Raw genomic sequence first — 15,594 nt, 5'->3', positions numbered from 1 at the left:
GTTCTAGATTTTTATTGTTTTGATATGTGAGGAATGAAGCCAAATCGTCGTTACAGTCGACGTAGTCCCCACATCAGATACAAACCACCAATAAGAGATGCCACCAATCCTGCAGGGATCTCTTGCGGATAAAGTACCTGTCTGCCCATCCAGTCAGCCAATAGCATCACGCCTGCACCAAGCAAGGCGGCACATAGCATGTGTTGCGATGCTTTATTAAAGCCAAACAAACGTGCCAAATGTGGCGCAAGCAAACCGACGAAGCTAATAGGGCCAACAACCAAAGTCGCGCTGACAGTAAGACAAGCCACAAGCAATAGTAAAATGGCACGAGAACGGTCAACTTTGAGACCGAGAGCTTTAGAAGAAGAAGCCCCGATCGGCAAAATATCTAACCAGCGAACACAAACAAAACTCAAACCAATAAACACAATGGCAGAAAGAGCGAGCGGGAGCAGCGTGTCCATTGACACGTAATACGTCGAGCCTGAAAGCCAAGCCAATGCTTGATAACTGCGTGGGTCACCCGTTGCCAAAATAAAACTCTGGATGGCATTCATGAGTGCAGTAATGGCAATACCTGTCAGCAAGATTCGTTCTGGTTGGAAGCCAGATTTTCTATTCAATAAGACAATGATTAGTACCGTCAACAAGGCACCAATCAAGCCACCAATAGACAAAGTCACAACCGATGCACCGACGCCAGTAAACATAGCAATGATCAAGCCCATTGCTGTTCCTGAGCTGATACCAATTACTTCCGGGCTAGCCATCGGGTTGCCGCTTAATCGCTGAATCATGGTTCCTGCAATCGCCAACATAGCCCCGGCCATCGCCGCGGCTAAAAGCCTAGGTGTGCGCCATTCCAAAAATAGCCATTCATGGGTAGAGAAAAGCGATGTCCAGCCGTCGTTCTGAACTGAAACGGTGCTGAAGAGCACGATGCCCGCCAAGATGATCAACAAAGTAAATGTGATAGCGTGTTTGTTAAGTTTGTTGACGCGCTCCGAGTGACGAGTGAGCACGGTTTGCGTATGCCCTTGCGTCTTTTGTGATAATCGAGGTAGTAACCAAAGTAAAAGTGGTGCGCCTAACGCGGCAGTGGCAGCTCCTGTTGGAATAAAGCTCGCCATCAAACCCGGTAATTGTTGAATGACTAAATCGGTGAGGGTCAAAAGCATTGCACCAATCAACATTGAGATCCAAAGTTTGTGCTGAATCTTATGCACACCAATCAAGCGTGTAATAGCTGGCGCAGCAAGACCGATAAAACCGATGATACCCACCGTCGCCACAACCCAAGAAGTAATAAGCACCGCTAAGCCAAGGCAAACAAAGCGCAGCTTCGCTAGCGACACACCTAAGCTCTTTGCTCCTTGCTCTGATAGCTCCAAAAGGCTCAAAGGTTTAGCAAACAAAAATGCCACTAGTGCAGCAATGGCGACTCTTGGTGCAAGATAGCTGAAATCATCCCAACCACTTTGAACTAAGGAGCCTGCTCCCCAGATCATGAGTCCATTGAGCTTCTCCGTATTCATCATCAAAATGACCGTACTCAGAGAAGCAAAATACAAGTTGATCACCAAGCCAGAAACAACAACAACGGTCGGAGAAAGAGCCCGTCGCCAAGACAACAACATCACTAGCCCCATTGAAGTGATACCACCAACCAAAGCAACTAAATTGGCAGAAAAGTCCAGCATCCAAGGTGTGAATAACGTGGCAAGCATGAGCGTAAAGTTCGCCCCACTCGCAACGCCTAAAGTCGTAGGAGATGCCAACGGATTACGTAGAACCTGTTGCATCAACACACCAGCAACTGCCAAGCCCGCTCCGGAGATCACCGTCGTAAATACGCGTGGCCACCAGCTAAAATGAAGAAGAACGGAATTTATCGACTGGAAATCAGGCTGCCAAAGGCTTGCTAAACCATTGGAAAAGGCGGTGGTTTGACTCAGATGTAACGCTCCAACCGACACCGTAAACATAGAAAGTAAGATCACTAAGGATAAAGGAAAAGCTCTCATTAGAAGTGATCCTTCTCTTTTGCCGCAGCGACTAAATGAGCAAAGCGAACCGCAGAGGGCATGGCACCAAAGCTCCAAACAGGATCAACGCGCATAACAGGGTGACCTGATTGTTCTACGATATATTGCCAAAATTGGTCTTGTGCCAACTGTTGCTCTCCACCATGAGGAAGCGGATCCACAATAACGATCTGCGCTTTTATTCCCGCAAGTTTGTCGATACCGACCATACTAAAACCCCAGCTATTGGTTTTTTCCGTCCACGCATTAGAGAGACCAAGCTGGTTTATTGCTTGTGAATACAAACTGTTCTCGCCAAAGACACGCACGTGTTTAGTGTCCATAAACTGGACCATTAATAATGGCGCTAAATCTTGGTCGACTTTTTCTTTGAGTGAGGCAAGCTGTGCCTCTGACTGTTCAATAAACGTTTCTGCTTCTACCTCTCGTCCCAATTCTTTGCCGAAAGTACGAGTGAATTGAGTCAATACCGACCAATCCGTGATTCCCTGCCCGTAAAGATCTATCGTTGTAACAGGCGCAATTTCCGCTAATCGGCTTTCCATCGCAGAAAAATAAGGGGCAATAAAAATACGGTCGGGTTTGAGTTCGTAGATACGCTCAATGTTGGGTTGCGTTCTTAAACCCACATCTTTTGTTTGTTTTGGTAATATTGGGGCTTTCACCCATGCGTCATAATCTTGCCCTTGTGCGACGCCAACCGGAACAACACCGAGTGCAAGCATGGTTTCGGTCTGTGTCCAATCCACCGACATCACTCGTGGTGATGGCGTCTTATCAACTGCATGAGCAAACAGAGGAAAAGCAAGACTTGTCGCCCAAACAAGTCGCTTCAGCAATGAAATAAGCGGCTTACAATCCATTGTTGACCCCACTTAGCTTGGCATCGCTACTGGATACCCAGCAGGATGGTCAGAAATACGCATTTCAATGCCATAGATTTGCTGCAACTTAGGCTCGGTAAATACTTGTTGAACGTCACCTTGCGCTATCAAGTCACCTTGGTGCAATGCGACAATCTCATCACAAAAGCGTGCAGCTAAGTTAATGTCATGCAGTACGATGATGACCCCTAAACCTAGGTCTTTACTAAGTTTAGAGATCAAAGAAAGCATATCGACCTGATGACTAATATCGAGCGCAGACAAGGGCTCATCAAGCAACAGGTATTCGGTTTTCTGTGCGAGTAACATCGCAAGCCACACTCGTTGGCGCTCACCACCAGAAAGCGTGTCGACAAGGCGATCGGCATATTTGGATGTTCCTGTCATTTCCATCGCCTCTTCCACGATGGTTTTATCTTTTGTACTCAACCGTCCTAATAAACCATGCCAAGGGTAACGACCAAAGCTCACTAAATCTCGACCGAGAATGCTGTCGGTCATGGGTAAGTGCTGAGGAAGGTAAGCGATGTGCTGGGCGAATTTCTTTGCCGATAAACGGTTGATGTTGTCACCATGCAGCAAAATATCGCCATCACTGTATGGTTGTTGCTGAGCGAGCAGCTTGAGAAGTGTGGATTTGCCAGAACCATTGTGTCCGACAAGCGCGTACGTTTTTCCAGTTTCAAACGTCAAATCAAATGCTTTCAACAAAGACTTACCGTCAATATCGAATTGGAGTGCTTTGGCTTCTAACATCCCTACTTCACCTAATCCTATTTACGTCTCGGGGCTGGTGAAACTTCGCTTTGCCGTCTACCTTCCCGTTACGTTTTATAATTTTATTCAACAAAACGATTAATAAGCTTGGCTTTATATAACAGCAAAGATACAAATGCAAACCATTGTCATTATCATTAATAAATAATTTTATAAATCTTATTGGGAGCACATTCTCGCTACAAAAAGCACGTCAGAAGCAAGGGGAAAAGCAATTTAAAACGAAATGAAATAGGGATTGGAAATGAGGACTATCGGCGGCGAGCATCGCCATTCGCAATGCTCGCTCAAGGAATAAGTTAAGCTGCGACGATAAGAAAAGTTGGATGAGAGCCGCAGCGTTGTTGAACCAGTTAATGACGAGCGTCAGCGCCAAACTCTACTTCTTTATAGATATCGGCCAGCGACTTCTTACCTTGTTTGTCTTTGGCTGAACGCTTTCTTGGTTGGTAGTGATACTCTTGGTCATGCAAAGCTTCTTCATGTTCCTTTGCCGACTCTACGAATTCAGCATTCGCAAGTGCTTGTTGGCGTAAGCGGTTTACTCTTTCTAGGGTTTCCCACAACATACTTCACCTCCAAACGAGTTACTGTATACATATACAGTATTATTTATTCCGACCTCCTAGTCAATATTTTGATTCCTTTCATAGTTTGCTCCTCTACTTTCACATTAACCCCATGCCAGCATAATGCTCTGGGTACTTATGAATAATTTGTTTTAAGTAGCCTTGATGTTCGCGCAAAGCATTCACGCATTCTCGGGATAACAAGCCTTGGTAAACGCGTTTTTCAAGCTCTAACAAGGCATACGGGATTGACCACGCTTGACGATATGGATGATGGGTGGTCATGACATCAAACACATTAGCAACTGCCGCGATTTGAGCGGCGATAGGAATCCCTGAACGATCTAGCCCATGTGGATAGCCAGACCCATCGAGGTTTTCATATTGGTAAGACGTAATTTGCTGAAATAAAGTGACACTCGGATGAACTGGATTACCAATTCTCGCCACAATGTTATCTGCTGACTCAACACATTGTTCAATATGCTCAGATAGCAGCGCTTCTTGCTCTGCATTCACACATCGGCGATTACATACCACATCAGCAGGGAGTTTTATTTCACTCAAAGCATGATAACGAGTGAACATTCCAATTTGCTCGACAACTTCATCACTAAATTGATAAACATCGGCAAGCTCTGTCGCAATTAATTGGGCGTACATACCAATACGCTTAGTGTGCGAGTAAACTTCCGGCGAATACCCTGGCATCAAGCACTGCATTCTTTCTGCCAAGATTTCAATCGCATTGACGACGTGGTCTTCAGATTCAACGGCAAATTGCACCATCTCAAAATAGGGTCTTAGCCCATTTAAAGCCTCGACGCTAAACGCATTGGGTTGAATCGAATTGAGAAACACAAACCCAGTAAAGGTTTGACGGTCATAACAAGGAATAGCGACAGACGAGTGGTAGCCTTGTTTCAACAAGGTTTGAATACGTGGACAGTGGTTGATGTCGTAAAGATCGTTAACAAGACGAGGGATGGCATTGTCTGCAGCAATGCTCAGGTTGTGCAGTTTTCGAAGTGGCGCTTCGTGATGAGCCAAACACCAAGTGTCGAACTCACTTTCGGCAAAAGATTTAAGCATGCCTTGTTTAGGGTGATACTTAGCAAAAGACACCCTATCGACACACGGTAAATGTGCCTGCATCCTATTCTTCAACGTTTGCATTTGCTCATTGAGCGGTTTTGCAAACGGGTAAAAACTCCGGTGCGCCATACTTCACCTCCACACCAAGTAGAGAAACCAGAAGAAAAGGCTCATGAAAGTCAGCGTATTTGATGTGATTAGAGCGGCTTTTCTCCACCTAAATTATCGACATACCACAACTTAAGTGTACGAAATAAAACCAGTTTTTCGCCAATCTTTTCACCGAATATTCTACGGTAATTTAATCCAGATCAAAAAAAACCAGTGCTATTTTGAGCACTGGCTGTTTTATGCAAATTGAGTTTTCCGATATCAATCCGTTTGGTGATTAACCCAACGCAGGAAGAACACCCAAAGTAATGAGTAGCTGCGCCATCACAATACCAGTACCAGCGATACCTGTTACTAATAGTGCTCCTTGTCCACCTGCCACACGGTATTCACCCGTAAACTCATCAGAGCGACGCACCTTTACCACCATAACTAGCGGTAGGAAGATAGCAAGAATAGCTAAAGCGATTGCAGCATAACCTAGCGCCATGATGAAACCTTGCGGGTAAAACAATGCAAAGCCTAGTGGTGGTGTAAATGTGATCACTGCTGCAACCAAACGGTTTGGCTTTTCACTGTCGCCTTTGATCGTGTCACCCAAGAATTCAAACAGACCCAAACTCACACCTAGGAAAGACGTCAGAAGTGCAAGGTCAGCAAATACGCCTACCACACTACCAAGATTTGACTGGTGAACAGTTTGCGACAGTTGACCAATCAATGCGCTCAAACCACCGTTTTCAATCAAGGTATCTTGGCTTACTACACCAAGCGTTACGATTTGCCAGAAAATGTAGATCACGAGCGGAATTGTAGAGCCAACGATGATCGCTTTACGCAGAGACGACGTGTCACCGTCGAGGTAGTTAACAATAGCCGGGATACTGCCGTGGAAACCAAAAGAGGTAAAGATTACTGGAATAGCGGCAACGACAAGACCTTGCTCTATTGGCATGCTTAGCAAGTAAGATTCGGTCACGTTTGGCGCAAGAAATGACAAGACTGCAATCATGGTCACCATTTTAAGACCAAACAGCACGCGGTTTACTTTGTCTACAGTGCCAGTGCCCACTGTCACAACCATGGTCACGATAAGGGTAAAGATGATGGTTGAAGTCGAGCCAGAAATATCCAGACCAAACCACTCTGTCAGACGGTCACCAAACTGAGCACCACCACCCGCAATGTAAGCAGCACACAATGAGTAGAACAAGAAGAGCATGGCAAAGCTTGCAACCCATTTGCCCTTCTGACCAAGAATTTGTTTCGCTAGAGTATGAAGAGTTGCACTGCTGTCCGCATATTGGTGAAGCTCCAGCATCAACAACGCAGTAAACGCCATTAACGCCCATAACCCCAGCATAATAATTAAAGAGGTAGAAAAACCAATGCCAGCAGAGGCAAGAGGAAGCGCCAGCATGCCAGCACCAATCGTAGTCCCAGCAATAATCAGGGTGCTACCAAACACTTTAGATCGACTCATTGTATATTTATCTTTACAGCTTTATAAGATTTATCAGCATCAGATCGGGCAACGGCATACCAAACCTAACACCATATTTGGAATGATGACGATTCTGTAGGATCTTTCTAATAAGATCAAGCAAAGTGTAAGGATAAAAATCCACACACGTAAACTTAAGTGTACATAACTTTTTTAAACTCTAATTTCTGCAAGCAATTGGGCGCACTCCTCTTCATTCATAAATTTAGGAACAGGATAATTCCAGTGCGCTTCTTTAAGGATCAAACTCACTAACTCTCCAGTATCAGAGGATTGCAACAGTGGCGATGTTTGTTCGATACCAATTGCGTTATACAAATCTTCTAGCCTATGAATGAAATCTTGTGCACTCGCTCTATCCTCACCTTGCGTTCCGATCAAGGCTTCACTTAGGGCTGTCAGTTGTGGCTCAATCTCAGAGAAAGAAAATCGAAGGACAGGGAGCAAAGCAAGACCATTCGCCATTCCGTGAGGTATGCCATACTTGGCACCCAAGTTATGCGCGAATGCGTGAACGTAACCAAGACTCGCTTTGGTGAAGGCTAACCCAGCATAGTAAGACGCCATTGCCATTTTGTTTCGAGCCTCAATATTACTTCCGTCTTCTACGGCTTGAGGTAAGTACTTGAAGATAAACTTAATAGCCGCAATCGAATAGGCTTTGGTATCAACAGTCGCATTACGGGAAATGAAAGCTTCGACCGCGTGTGTCAACGCATCAATACCCGTATCAGCCGTTATCTTTGCTGGTAAACCAACCAGTAAATTCGCGTCCAATGCGGCCATTAAAGGCACCAATTTCGGATCCATTAATGGGGTTTTGTGGTGGGTGTCTGGTTCAGAAACAACAGCAGCAATCGTCACCTCAGATCCAGTACCAGACGTTGTCGGAATCACAAATAAAGGCGCAGGAGTTCTCCACACACGAAACAAACCAGCAAGCTTCTTAATGGATTTCCTGTTTGTCACCCGGGCTGCGATGACTTTGGCACAATCCATGGCAGAACCACCGCCAAGCGCTAAAATCGCGTCACATCCTGAGTCGAAATACATCGTTAATCCAGTCTCTACTTGATCGTATGTGGGATCTGGTTTTACTTCAGAAAACAGCACAACGTCTAAACCTCTGGCTTTCGCGCTTTCTATTACCTGCTCCGCCATACCAATTTTTACTAAGCCGTCATCAGTCACAAGAAGCAACTTTTTAAAACCAAGATCAGCAATCGCCTCCGTCAATTCATGGAGGCTGCCAGCACCAGAGAATAATGTCGGTTTAGGGAGTGGGAGTACATAGGCGGCGGCTTTCAAACCATTGGTATAACCGCGATAAAGCAGATGTTTTAACATAACAAGTCCTTTTGTTTTGAGCTTTTATTCTAGTTGCTTTTCTACTCAATTCGAGTGAGGAGTTCACAGAATTTTGTATTGATGTGTCTCAGTTTTTAACCCATCAAAACCAATTTTTATCTACTACTCTATAACTTAAGTACTAATGAATAAGGGCGAGCTATGGAATATAAGCTGTTTGTTTTGCTTGCTTTTTCAAGCTCTGCTTTCGGAAACTCGTTAGCGAGCTTCCCTAACAACTTTGAGCAACTAGTACTGGTAAAACAAAGTGTTATACCAGGAAGAAATGTCGTTTTGCCGCCAAGTACACCAACCTTCATTCAAGAAACAGTGAAAATGTACAACTGGACCAATCAAGGCAAAGGTACCAACTTGAATATTTACGTTCCTAGACACAAAGTCGAAGCCTATAAAAACCATGGTCCTTACTCCGACGGTCTAACCGCTGTCGCAATTTACGAAGAGGAGGACATTATTTTTGTCACCGAGCATCTGGCTGGTGAGGCACTTTATGGGAGTTATGATCGACGAGGCAATGACATATCAGATCGCCATCCATCATTAAGGGTCGAAGCTTGCTATCGATGTCATAACGGATATAAGGACATTTGCATAAACGGAACTTGTGCCGTTCCGATTATTGATGTGTTTAATGAGTAATTCATCACGTGGGAACTTCAATAAGAATAAAGATATTCCTATCGCATTTTGTTCTCGTCATTCTCATGATCGGCGGTTTGGGTTACTACAATTTTCATAACTCAATGGACACGATCGTAAAGACGACGATTACCTCTCGCGAACAAAGCGCAAGTGCACTTGTTCACCATGTGAGTGACGCGGTGCACGGGGGTAACTATGCCAACCTAATGCTGCCTAGCTTTAAAAACCAATTAAAAATGCATACTGATCTCCGTTATTTTTACGTCAATGGTTATTCCTCTGTAACTAATACTCCCATGTCTGTTACCTATAATCGCAACGCAGACGAAATCTGGCGGACTGACTACCCTCCCACGTTTGAGCAAGACTTGGAGCAACGCATTGCTAGATTAACCTCCGTTAAAAATGCTGGCTCAAAGTCCAGTATTAAAGTGAACTATCTGCTCGCGCGCCTTAATGACGCTCAAAACCAATTCCACCTCAGTCAGGAGTTGAAAAAGAACTACACGCTAGACCTAGCACCCTGTCGTATCGTTGGAGAAAGCCATCTCAGTTTCGACAAGAATATTCTCTACATAACTTTGCCATTAACAGGGAATAATCAAGGTAATATCGAACTGCTTTATGACATCGAATTGGTTAGTGACATACGTGATGCATTTTTGATGGACTCTATTCGCGAACTTGTTCTGGGCATGATGATTTCATATCCTCTCTTGTTCTTATTGTCTTACCATATTTCCTCTCCTATTAAGAACTTATCGACCTTTATGCGTCAGAACTTTGAGGCTATAAGCCTATTGCAAGTACCTAACATGAAGAGAAAAGACGAAATAGGCGATCTTGCTCGTGCATTTAGCCTTCTTGTAGATAAAGTAGTAAGAAAAAACAGAGAGTTAGATGAAATGGTTAAGCACGATCCTCTTACCGGCTTGTACAATCGGCGTTCACTTGAAGCCTCGTTCCGCTCTCTGTGCTATCAAGCTAATAAAACGTTTATCGCCTGTTTTTTTATCGATATAGACCACTTTAAAGAGTTTAATGACCATAGAGGGCATTTAGAGGGAGACAAAGCGCTTAAGCGCGTCGCCGACGCCTTGGAATCTTTTGCCGCTCAAAGCCATGGTTATGCATTGAGACTGGGTGGTGAAGAGTTCGTTGTATTAGCGCCAGTACATGATGCCAGAGAAGCGATCGCAAAAGGCAATCAGTTACGAGGAAGAATAAAGCAGCTCAAGATTATTCATCAAGATGAACCGGAACCTAAATATCTGACAGTCTCTATAGGAGTTAGCCTTTCTGAACGAACTCAAGCTGATGCGATCAACCCAAACGGGCTGCTAGATGAATCCGATGAGGCACTGTATGCTGCTAAAAATTTAGGGCGAGACCAAGTCGCATTGTATTCAAATGAAAACAGGGACAGCGCCTAAACACTCTCCCTGTTTTTGATTCATTCGCTTAGCACATTTAGTACGTTAATTCTGGATCGACACAATGGAAGATCTCTCCGCTTCCTCTGCCGTCTTCAAGCATGTCAAAAATCAAACGAGCAACTTCTTGACGATATACCAATCCGTGCACTTCTTTCGGCTCGACCAAAACACCGTTGCCTGTCACGTCACCATCTTTAAGACCACCTGGGCGAATAATGGTGTAGTCCAAATCACTAGTCTGTAACCATGCTTCTGCCAATGACTTCTCCCGGACGACACCGCCGAAGCCCGCTTTAGAGCGTTCAGAGAGATACTGCCAGCTGTCACCACAACCGAGAGACGTCACCAATACAAAACGTTTCAGTGAAGCGTGGCAAGCAGCGTCGATAAGATGGCGATGACCAAGATAATCCACCGGAATATCCGCACGAAAGCTGCCCATAGTACTGATGATGATGTCATCTTGATTAAGCTGCTCGACAACCGCATTCACCTCAGCCGCTACCGTTGCATCACACGTAAAGGTCGAGTGGCATATCGTCTTCAATTCCGGATTCTTATCTGGATTTCTTGCTACGCCAATCACTTGAGTACCCTTATCAGCAAAATACTGCGCAACTGCCAAACCAAGACCACTGCTCGCGCCCCATATAACGACTCTTTTCATAACTTACCTTTCACAATACACATGATAATGAGAATACTTTACATCACTATTTGTGTGGTTTTCAAAGGAAGTCAATCGAACAAGGAGAAATCTTTCGAAATCAATACGTAGTTCAAAGAAATGACCAAGAGTTCTGGGCTTCGGATGAATTTTACGTGCGACAAGCAGTATTATTCTCGGCATAACTATAACTAAGCCATGTGCACCCTTTTTAGGTATCAGTTCGCTGTCGCATTCCCCTAAAAAATCAAAATAAAATAAGCACAGGCGAGTAAAAACGTCGGTAATTACAATGAAGCATTCTTCCCACTCCATCTCGGGGTTTGAAGTCGATCTAAAACAAGCCCTGATCTGGGTAGCGCGTGCGTTAGATTACGTAGGCGTAGACGATACACACCATAGCCATCGAGTCGCCTATATTGCCTATCAATGTGCGATCACCTTAGGTTGGGACATCAAAAAAGCAGAGTTCTGTTACTTTGCTGGCATGATCCACGACTGCGGAGTTTCCGAGACCCGCGAGCACATGATGCTGCTTGAACAGCTTGTTCCTCAAGACGCCAAAGCGCACTGCATCCGTGGCTACCACACGCTTAAGCAATGTCGGTTGCTCACTCAATTCGCAACGCCAATTCTTTATCATCATACGCACTGGAAAGAACTCGAACAGATCGATCTTCCGACATTTGAAAAAGACGTAGCTGCACTGCTTTACCTTTCTGATCGTCTCGATTTTATGCGTGCGTATTACGTATCTAACTGCCATAGCGACCTTGTCACCTTGCATGAGGAACTGATTGCCGAGTGTGTAATGGCAAATGCGGGCACGCTGTTTAACCCAGACATGTGCGACGCGATGGTTCAATTGATCATGACAGATGCGTTTTGGTTTGCGATGGAGTCAGAGCATATCGAAACGATTGGACTTCAATTTGAGAATATAGACTGGCTGCAAAAACAACTAACCATAGAAGACATGAACAGCTTGGGTTTGTTCTTAGCTCGTATTGTTGATGCCAAGAGCCCTTTTACTTATCAACATTCACAAAAGGTCGCTGAACTGTCTCGTTACTTGGCGAAGAAAATGGGGTTGGATGAGCACGAACAAGAGATGATTTTTATTGCTGGACTCGTTCACGATATTGGTAAACTCAAAACTCCGGATGAGATCCTTCATAAGGAAGGACCGCTGGACAAACACGAATACACTCGAATTAAACGTCACACCGTGGACACAGAGTTAGCACTGCATAAAGTGTTTCCTAACGCCAAAATTGCTGAATGGGCTTCCAATCATCACGAGCGCTTAGACGGCTCAGGTTATCCATACCATAAAACAGGTGAAGCCTTGGACGTACCATCGCGCATTATTGCGGTCGCAGATGTCTTTCAAGCACTTTCTCAAGATCGTCCCTACCGTGGACGCATGACGCCACAAGAAATCGCCATCATCATGGATGAGCAGATCAAATCAGGTAAGCTCTGTGCTGATGTATATCGAGTTTTGTCATCACACATGCAAACGTGTTATGAGCTCTCCACTCAAGCTTAACGCCAAGCCGTAAACAAAATAAAACAAAGGGACACCAGATTGGCGTCCCTTTGTTATTTCAAACGTATTTCAACGCGACCACAATAATAAGGTCTAGTGAGCGATGTCCAGCTGGTTATCTTTGACACCGTTAATACGGAACCAACCTGCAATACTGAATCGCTCAGCGTTTGTCGGCAACACTTCGTGTGGGAATTGCTCAGATAGGAACACGAACAGACGACCAGAACGCGGTGGAATAGTCGCAATTTTGTTGTCATTCAAATCGTACACCACCAACTCACCTGCATCTTCTTCGCTCCACGACTCATTCATGTAGAACACCGTGGTTAGGCGGCGGTTTTCATTGCCCTTAAAGCAGTCGAGGTGTTTTTGGTAGAAGTCACCTTTCTCGTATTTCGCGAAGTGCGCTTCGTACTCAAACAAGCCTAGAAAGAAATGACGGTTTGCTTCCAAACGGATCTCTTCCATCTTGTCTAAGAAAGACGCCACTGGTGCACCCATGTCGCGTTTCAACCATTGGATCTTGTCACTGCGAATGGTTTCAATACGAGTCACGTCGTCGTTACGACCAATACGTGCTTTCTTCCAATCATCAGGAATACAGTCACGCAGCTCAGCCACTTCCTCTTGAGAAATAAAATCATCCCAGATGTAGTATCCGTGCGTCGATAACGCGTCGATCAGTTTGTTCATTCTATTTTGTTCACTCGTATAGGTTTGGGCGGTCTATATAAGAAATCCGTGCTACAACAACAAATTCCATTTTCTATCGACACGACAAATCCACACAGTTCACAGAATACAGACGTAAAAAAGCCGCTCTCAAGAGCGGCTCAGTTTGGTTCAGTTGCTACGTTTCAATTATCGAGTTTGAAGCGCAACAGAACGAGGTCGGATTGGACGAATTCGTTGAATCACTGGGCGTTGTTTTTTCTTTAGCTGGATATGACACATTTCCAACACTAGACCAAACGCCATCGCGAAATACACGTAACCTTTGTTGATGTGAATAGCAAAACCTTCTGCCATCAACAGACCACCTAGCAATACTAGGAACAGTAGAGCAAGTGTCTTAAAGCCCGGGTAACGCGTCACTAGATTGTTGATTTTCTCCGCCGTTAATACCATTACAATTGCTGACGAGATGATTGCCGCCACCATAATAGGTACCTCGCTCGTTAAACCAACTGCGGTGATCACCGAGTCCATTGAGAACACAGCGTCAACTGCAACGATCTGCAATAGAACCACGGCAAGACCAGTACGAACATGAGTCGAGTGACCGTGTTCTGTATGCGTTAACCAACTCCACAACTCTTTCAAGCTTTTCGCCAACAGGAACGCACCACCTGCAATCATAATCAAATCACGACCAGTAAATGCGTAGTCGCTAAAGCTGATTAACGGCTGAGTAAGCTGCATGATCCAAGAGATCGAGAACACCAAAACAATGCGAGCCATAACGGCAAGACCGATACCTAGGTTTCGGGCAAGTTTACGCTGGTGTTGTGGTAATCGTTCACACAGAACGGAGATGAATACGACGTTATCAACGCCTAAGACAACTTCAAGAGCAAACAAGGTAGCGAAGATAGCCCACGCTTCTGGTTGCATGAAAAGTTCTAACATGAGTACGCCTCCGATGATTGGAAGCCATACAGTGAATTGTTCAGTCGACTAAAGGGGTCGTCCATTAAGTTTATTTAAACCTCTGTTACTTAGGAAAGTTGAGTAAATCACCTCTCCTATTTGTTCGCAATCCCCTATTTTGTCAGGCTTATGTCAACCATCTTTCGTCCTCTAAGGGTTATTGCCACTACTCACCCCCATAAAGTGCCCAGTTGAGCCAAATCTTTATGTAGAACACGAAAAGAAACACCTCTTTTTGCGTGCTTCAACAATCGTAAAAAAATGTTTCACAATAATATTTTGATATACTGAGAAAAATCACACTAGTTAGTCTTACGAATGGATTACATAACACTCTCACGCATTAGCCTTAAACACCTCACCGTATTGCACATGTTGCTCACAACACACAGTGTGACTCAAGCAGCAGAACAGCTTTGCGTGACCCCTTCTAGCGTGAGTAAAACGCTAAGCCAATTGCGCGACATTCTTAAAGATGACCTTTTTTACCGCGATGGTACTCGCTTAGTTCCAACGCCGTTTGCTCTAAACATCGGTCCTTCGGTACACGGCATTCTTTCCAGTATGAACGGTTTGCTTTATCAAGGCTCATTCAATCCTGCGTATTACGAAGGTCGCTTCTCTTTGGCGATGCGTGAAAGTACCTTTGAAATTTTCGCACCAATGCTACAAAACCTATCTCAACAAATGGGCAGTCGAGCACAATTGAACGTCTACGCGAAAGAGCAGATGAGTTTTGATTCTTTAATCCGTGGACAAGTGGACTTTATGATTCTGCCGCACGATATCAGCCAACCACCTACGCATAATAAAGACTTGGTTTGGCAAACGATTTTGGAAGATGAGATGATCTGTTTGATGGGCAGTAACAACCCATTGTCAAAAGAAGCTCTCTCGGTAGAAAACTACTTGTGTGCTAGGCACATTGGCATTCACGATAAAGACTTATCTCAACCTTACTTTGAGCAGAACTTAACTCAGCGCTACGCCAAACGCAGTATCGCGATGCACGTGGCGGACTTTGGGTCCGCAGCTGTGATGTGTCACCACTCAGATTATCTGTTCACTTGTTCAAAGCTTTGGGCACAAATGGCACTACAAGCGAAAGGATTAGTAGAAAGACCATTGCCGTTCGAATATGGACAAGTGGCGTATAGCTTGGTGTGGAACAAAGCGAGCCTCAACGATCCCGCTTTAAGATGGCTACAACAACAAGTGCTTAAGGCTTGTGAAACCTTGGGAGGATGCAGCAAACCAAGAGTGAATAAACTCTAAAGTTATCCCCGCT

The 15,594-nt window shown here is 44.7% G+C and carries 14 protein-coding genes; 4 read left to right on the top strand and 10 right to left on the bottom strand.

Going from position 1 to position 15,594, the window contains the following annotated elements; genetic code table 11:
- Positions 1 to 50 precede the first annotated feature (50 nt).
- The 7 genes from fhuB to NL647_RS13390 all read right to left on the bottom strand — a co-directional run bounded on the left by fhuB (position 51) and on the right by NL647_RS13390 (position 8,335).
- Entirely contained in the window at positions 51 to 2,027 is a 1,977-nt protein-coding gene (gene fhuB, locus NL647_RS13420) for a Fe(3+)-hydroxamate ABC transporter permease FhuB (protein WP_009699514.1), read from the bottom strand.
- The gene (locus tag NL647_RS13415; RefSeq protein ID WP_253650256.1) at positions 2,027 to 2,911 is read right to left on the bottom strand and encodes an ABC transporter substrate-binding protein; all 885 of its coding nucleotides are present in this window, start codon (positions 2,909 to 2,911) and stop codon (positions 2,027 to 2,029) included. The genes fhuB and NL647_RS13415 overlap by 1 nt, the downstream gene beginning before the upstream one ends.
- A 12-nt stretch (positions 2,912 to 2,923) precedes the next feature.
- Complete coding sequence (locus tag NL647_RS13410) at positions 2,924 to 3,688, bottom strand: ABC transporter ATP-binding protein (RefSeq protein ID WP_005444434.1); 765 nt, start codon at positions 3,686 to 3,688, stop codon at positions 2,924 to 2,926.
- 374 nt (positions 3,689 to 4,062) lie between these two features.
- Complete coding sequence (locus NL647_RS13405) at positions 4,063 to 4,278, bottom strand: hypothetical protein (protein WP_005433984.1); 216 nt, start codon at positions 4,276 to 4,278, stop codon at positions 4,063 to 4,065.
- Between the two features lie 99 nt (positions 4,279 to 4,377).
- The gene (locus NL647_RS13400; protein WP_029789404.1) at positions 4,378 to 5,502 is read right to left on the bottom strand and encodes an HD-GYP domain-containing protein; all 1,125 of its coding nucleotides are present in this window, start codon (positions 5,500 to 5,502) and stop codon (positions 4,378 to 4,380) included.
- A 259-nt stretch (positions 5,503 to 5,761) separates the two neighbouring features.
- Complete coding sequence (locus tag NL647_RS13395; protein WP_009698092.1) at positions 5,762 to 6,967, bottom strand: aromatic amino acid transport family protein; 1,206 nt, start codon at positions 6,965 to 6,967, stop codon at positions 5,762 to 5,764.
- A gap of 174 nt (positions 6,968 to 7,141) precedes the next feature.
- Entirely contained in the window at positions 7,142 to 8,335 is a 1,194-nt protein-coding gene (locus NL647_RS13390) for an iron-containing alcohol dehydrogenase (protein ID WP_253650255.1), read from the bottom strand.
- A gap of 162 nt (positions 8,336 to 8,497) precedes the next feature.
- Here NL647_RS13390 and NL647_RS13385 point away from each other — a divergent pair, with 162 nt between their 5' ends.
- Both NL647_RS13385 and NL647_RS13380 read left to right on the top strand, forming a co-directional pair.
- Positions 8,498 to 8,995, top strand: a complete 498-nt coding sequence (locus tag NL647_RS13385; RefSeq protein WP_029789407.1) for a hypothetical protein — start codon at positions 8,498 to 8,500, stop codon at positions 8,993 to 8,995.
- Between the two features lie 65 nt (positions 8,996 to 9,060).
- Positions 9,061 to 10,431 (top strand): GGDEF domain-containing protein, encoded by a 1,371-nt coding sequence (locus tag NL647_RS13380; RefSeq protein WP_199828291.1) that lies wholly within the window; start codon positions 9,061 to 9,063, stop codon positions 10,429 to 10,431.
- A 37-nt stretch (positions 10,432 to 10,468) separates the two neighbouring features.
- Here the strand turns inward: NL647_RS13380 and NL647_RS13375 are convergent, their stop codons facing one another.
- The gene (locus NL647_RS13375; protein ID WP_053052749.1) at positions 10,469 to 11,101 is read right to left on the bottom strand and encodes an SDR family NAD(P)-dependent oxidoreductase; all 633 of its coding nucleotides are present in this window, start codon (positions 11,099 to 11,101) and stop codon (positions 10,469 to 10,471) included.
- Between the two features lie 292 nt (positions 11,102 to 11,393).
- On the opposite strand from NL647_RS13375, the gene NL647_RS13370 reads away from it, so the two are divergent.
- Positions 11,394 to 12,653, top strand: a complete 1,260-nt coding sequence (locus NL647_RS13370) for an HD-GYP domain-containing protein (protein ID WP_253650254.1) — start codon at positions 11,394 to 11,396, stop codon at positions 12,651 to 12,653.
- A gap of 93 nt (positions 12,654 to 12,746) precedes the next feature.
- On the opposite strand, the gene NL647_RS13365 is transcribed toward NL647_RS13370, so the two are convergent.
- Both NL647_RS13365 and NL647_RS13360 read right to left on the bottom strand, forming a co-directional pair.
- Positions 12,747 to 13,349, bottom strand: a complete 603-nt coding sequence (locus NL647_RS13365; RefSeq protein WP_009698095.1) for a 2OG-Fe(II) oxygenase — start codon at positions 13,347 to 13,349, stop codon at positions 12,747 to 12,749.
- A 168-nt stretch (positions 13,350 to 13,517) separates the two neighbouring features.
- Positions 13,518 to 14,285 carry a TerC family protein gene (locus NL647_RS13360; RefSeq protein ID WP_009702297.1) on the bottom strand — a complete coding sequence of 256 codons (768 nt, stop codon included), beginning with the start codon at positions 14,283 to 14,285 and terminating at the stop codon, positions 13,518 to 13,520.
- 339 nt (positions 14,286 to 14,624) lie between these two features.
- Here NL647_RS13360 and NL647_RS13355 point away from each other — a divergent pair, with 339 nt between their 5' ends.
- Positions 14,625 to 15,581, top strand: a complete 957-nt coding sequence (locus NL647_RS13355) for a LysR family transcriptional regulator (protein WP_239969270.1) — start codon at positions 14,625 to 14,627, stop codon at positions 15,579 to 15,581.
- Positions 15,582 to 15,594: the final 13 nt, after the last annotated feature.

Source organism: Vibrio sp. Y29_XK_CS5 (genome assembly GCF_024181835.1).
Classification (GTDB): Bacteria; Pseudomonadota; Gammaproteobacteria; order Enterobacterales; family Vibrionaceae; genus Vibrio; species Vibrio harveyi.
This window is presented reverse-complemented; position numbering and strand designations above follow the sequence as displayed.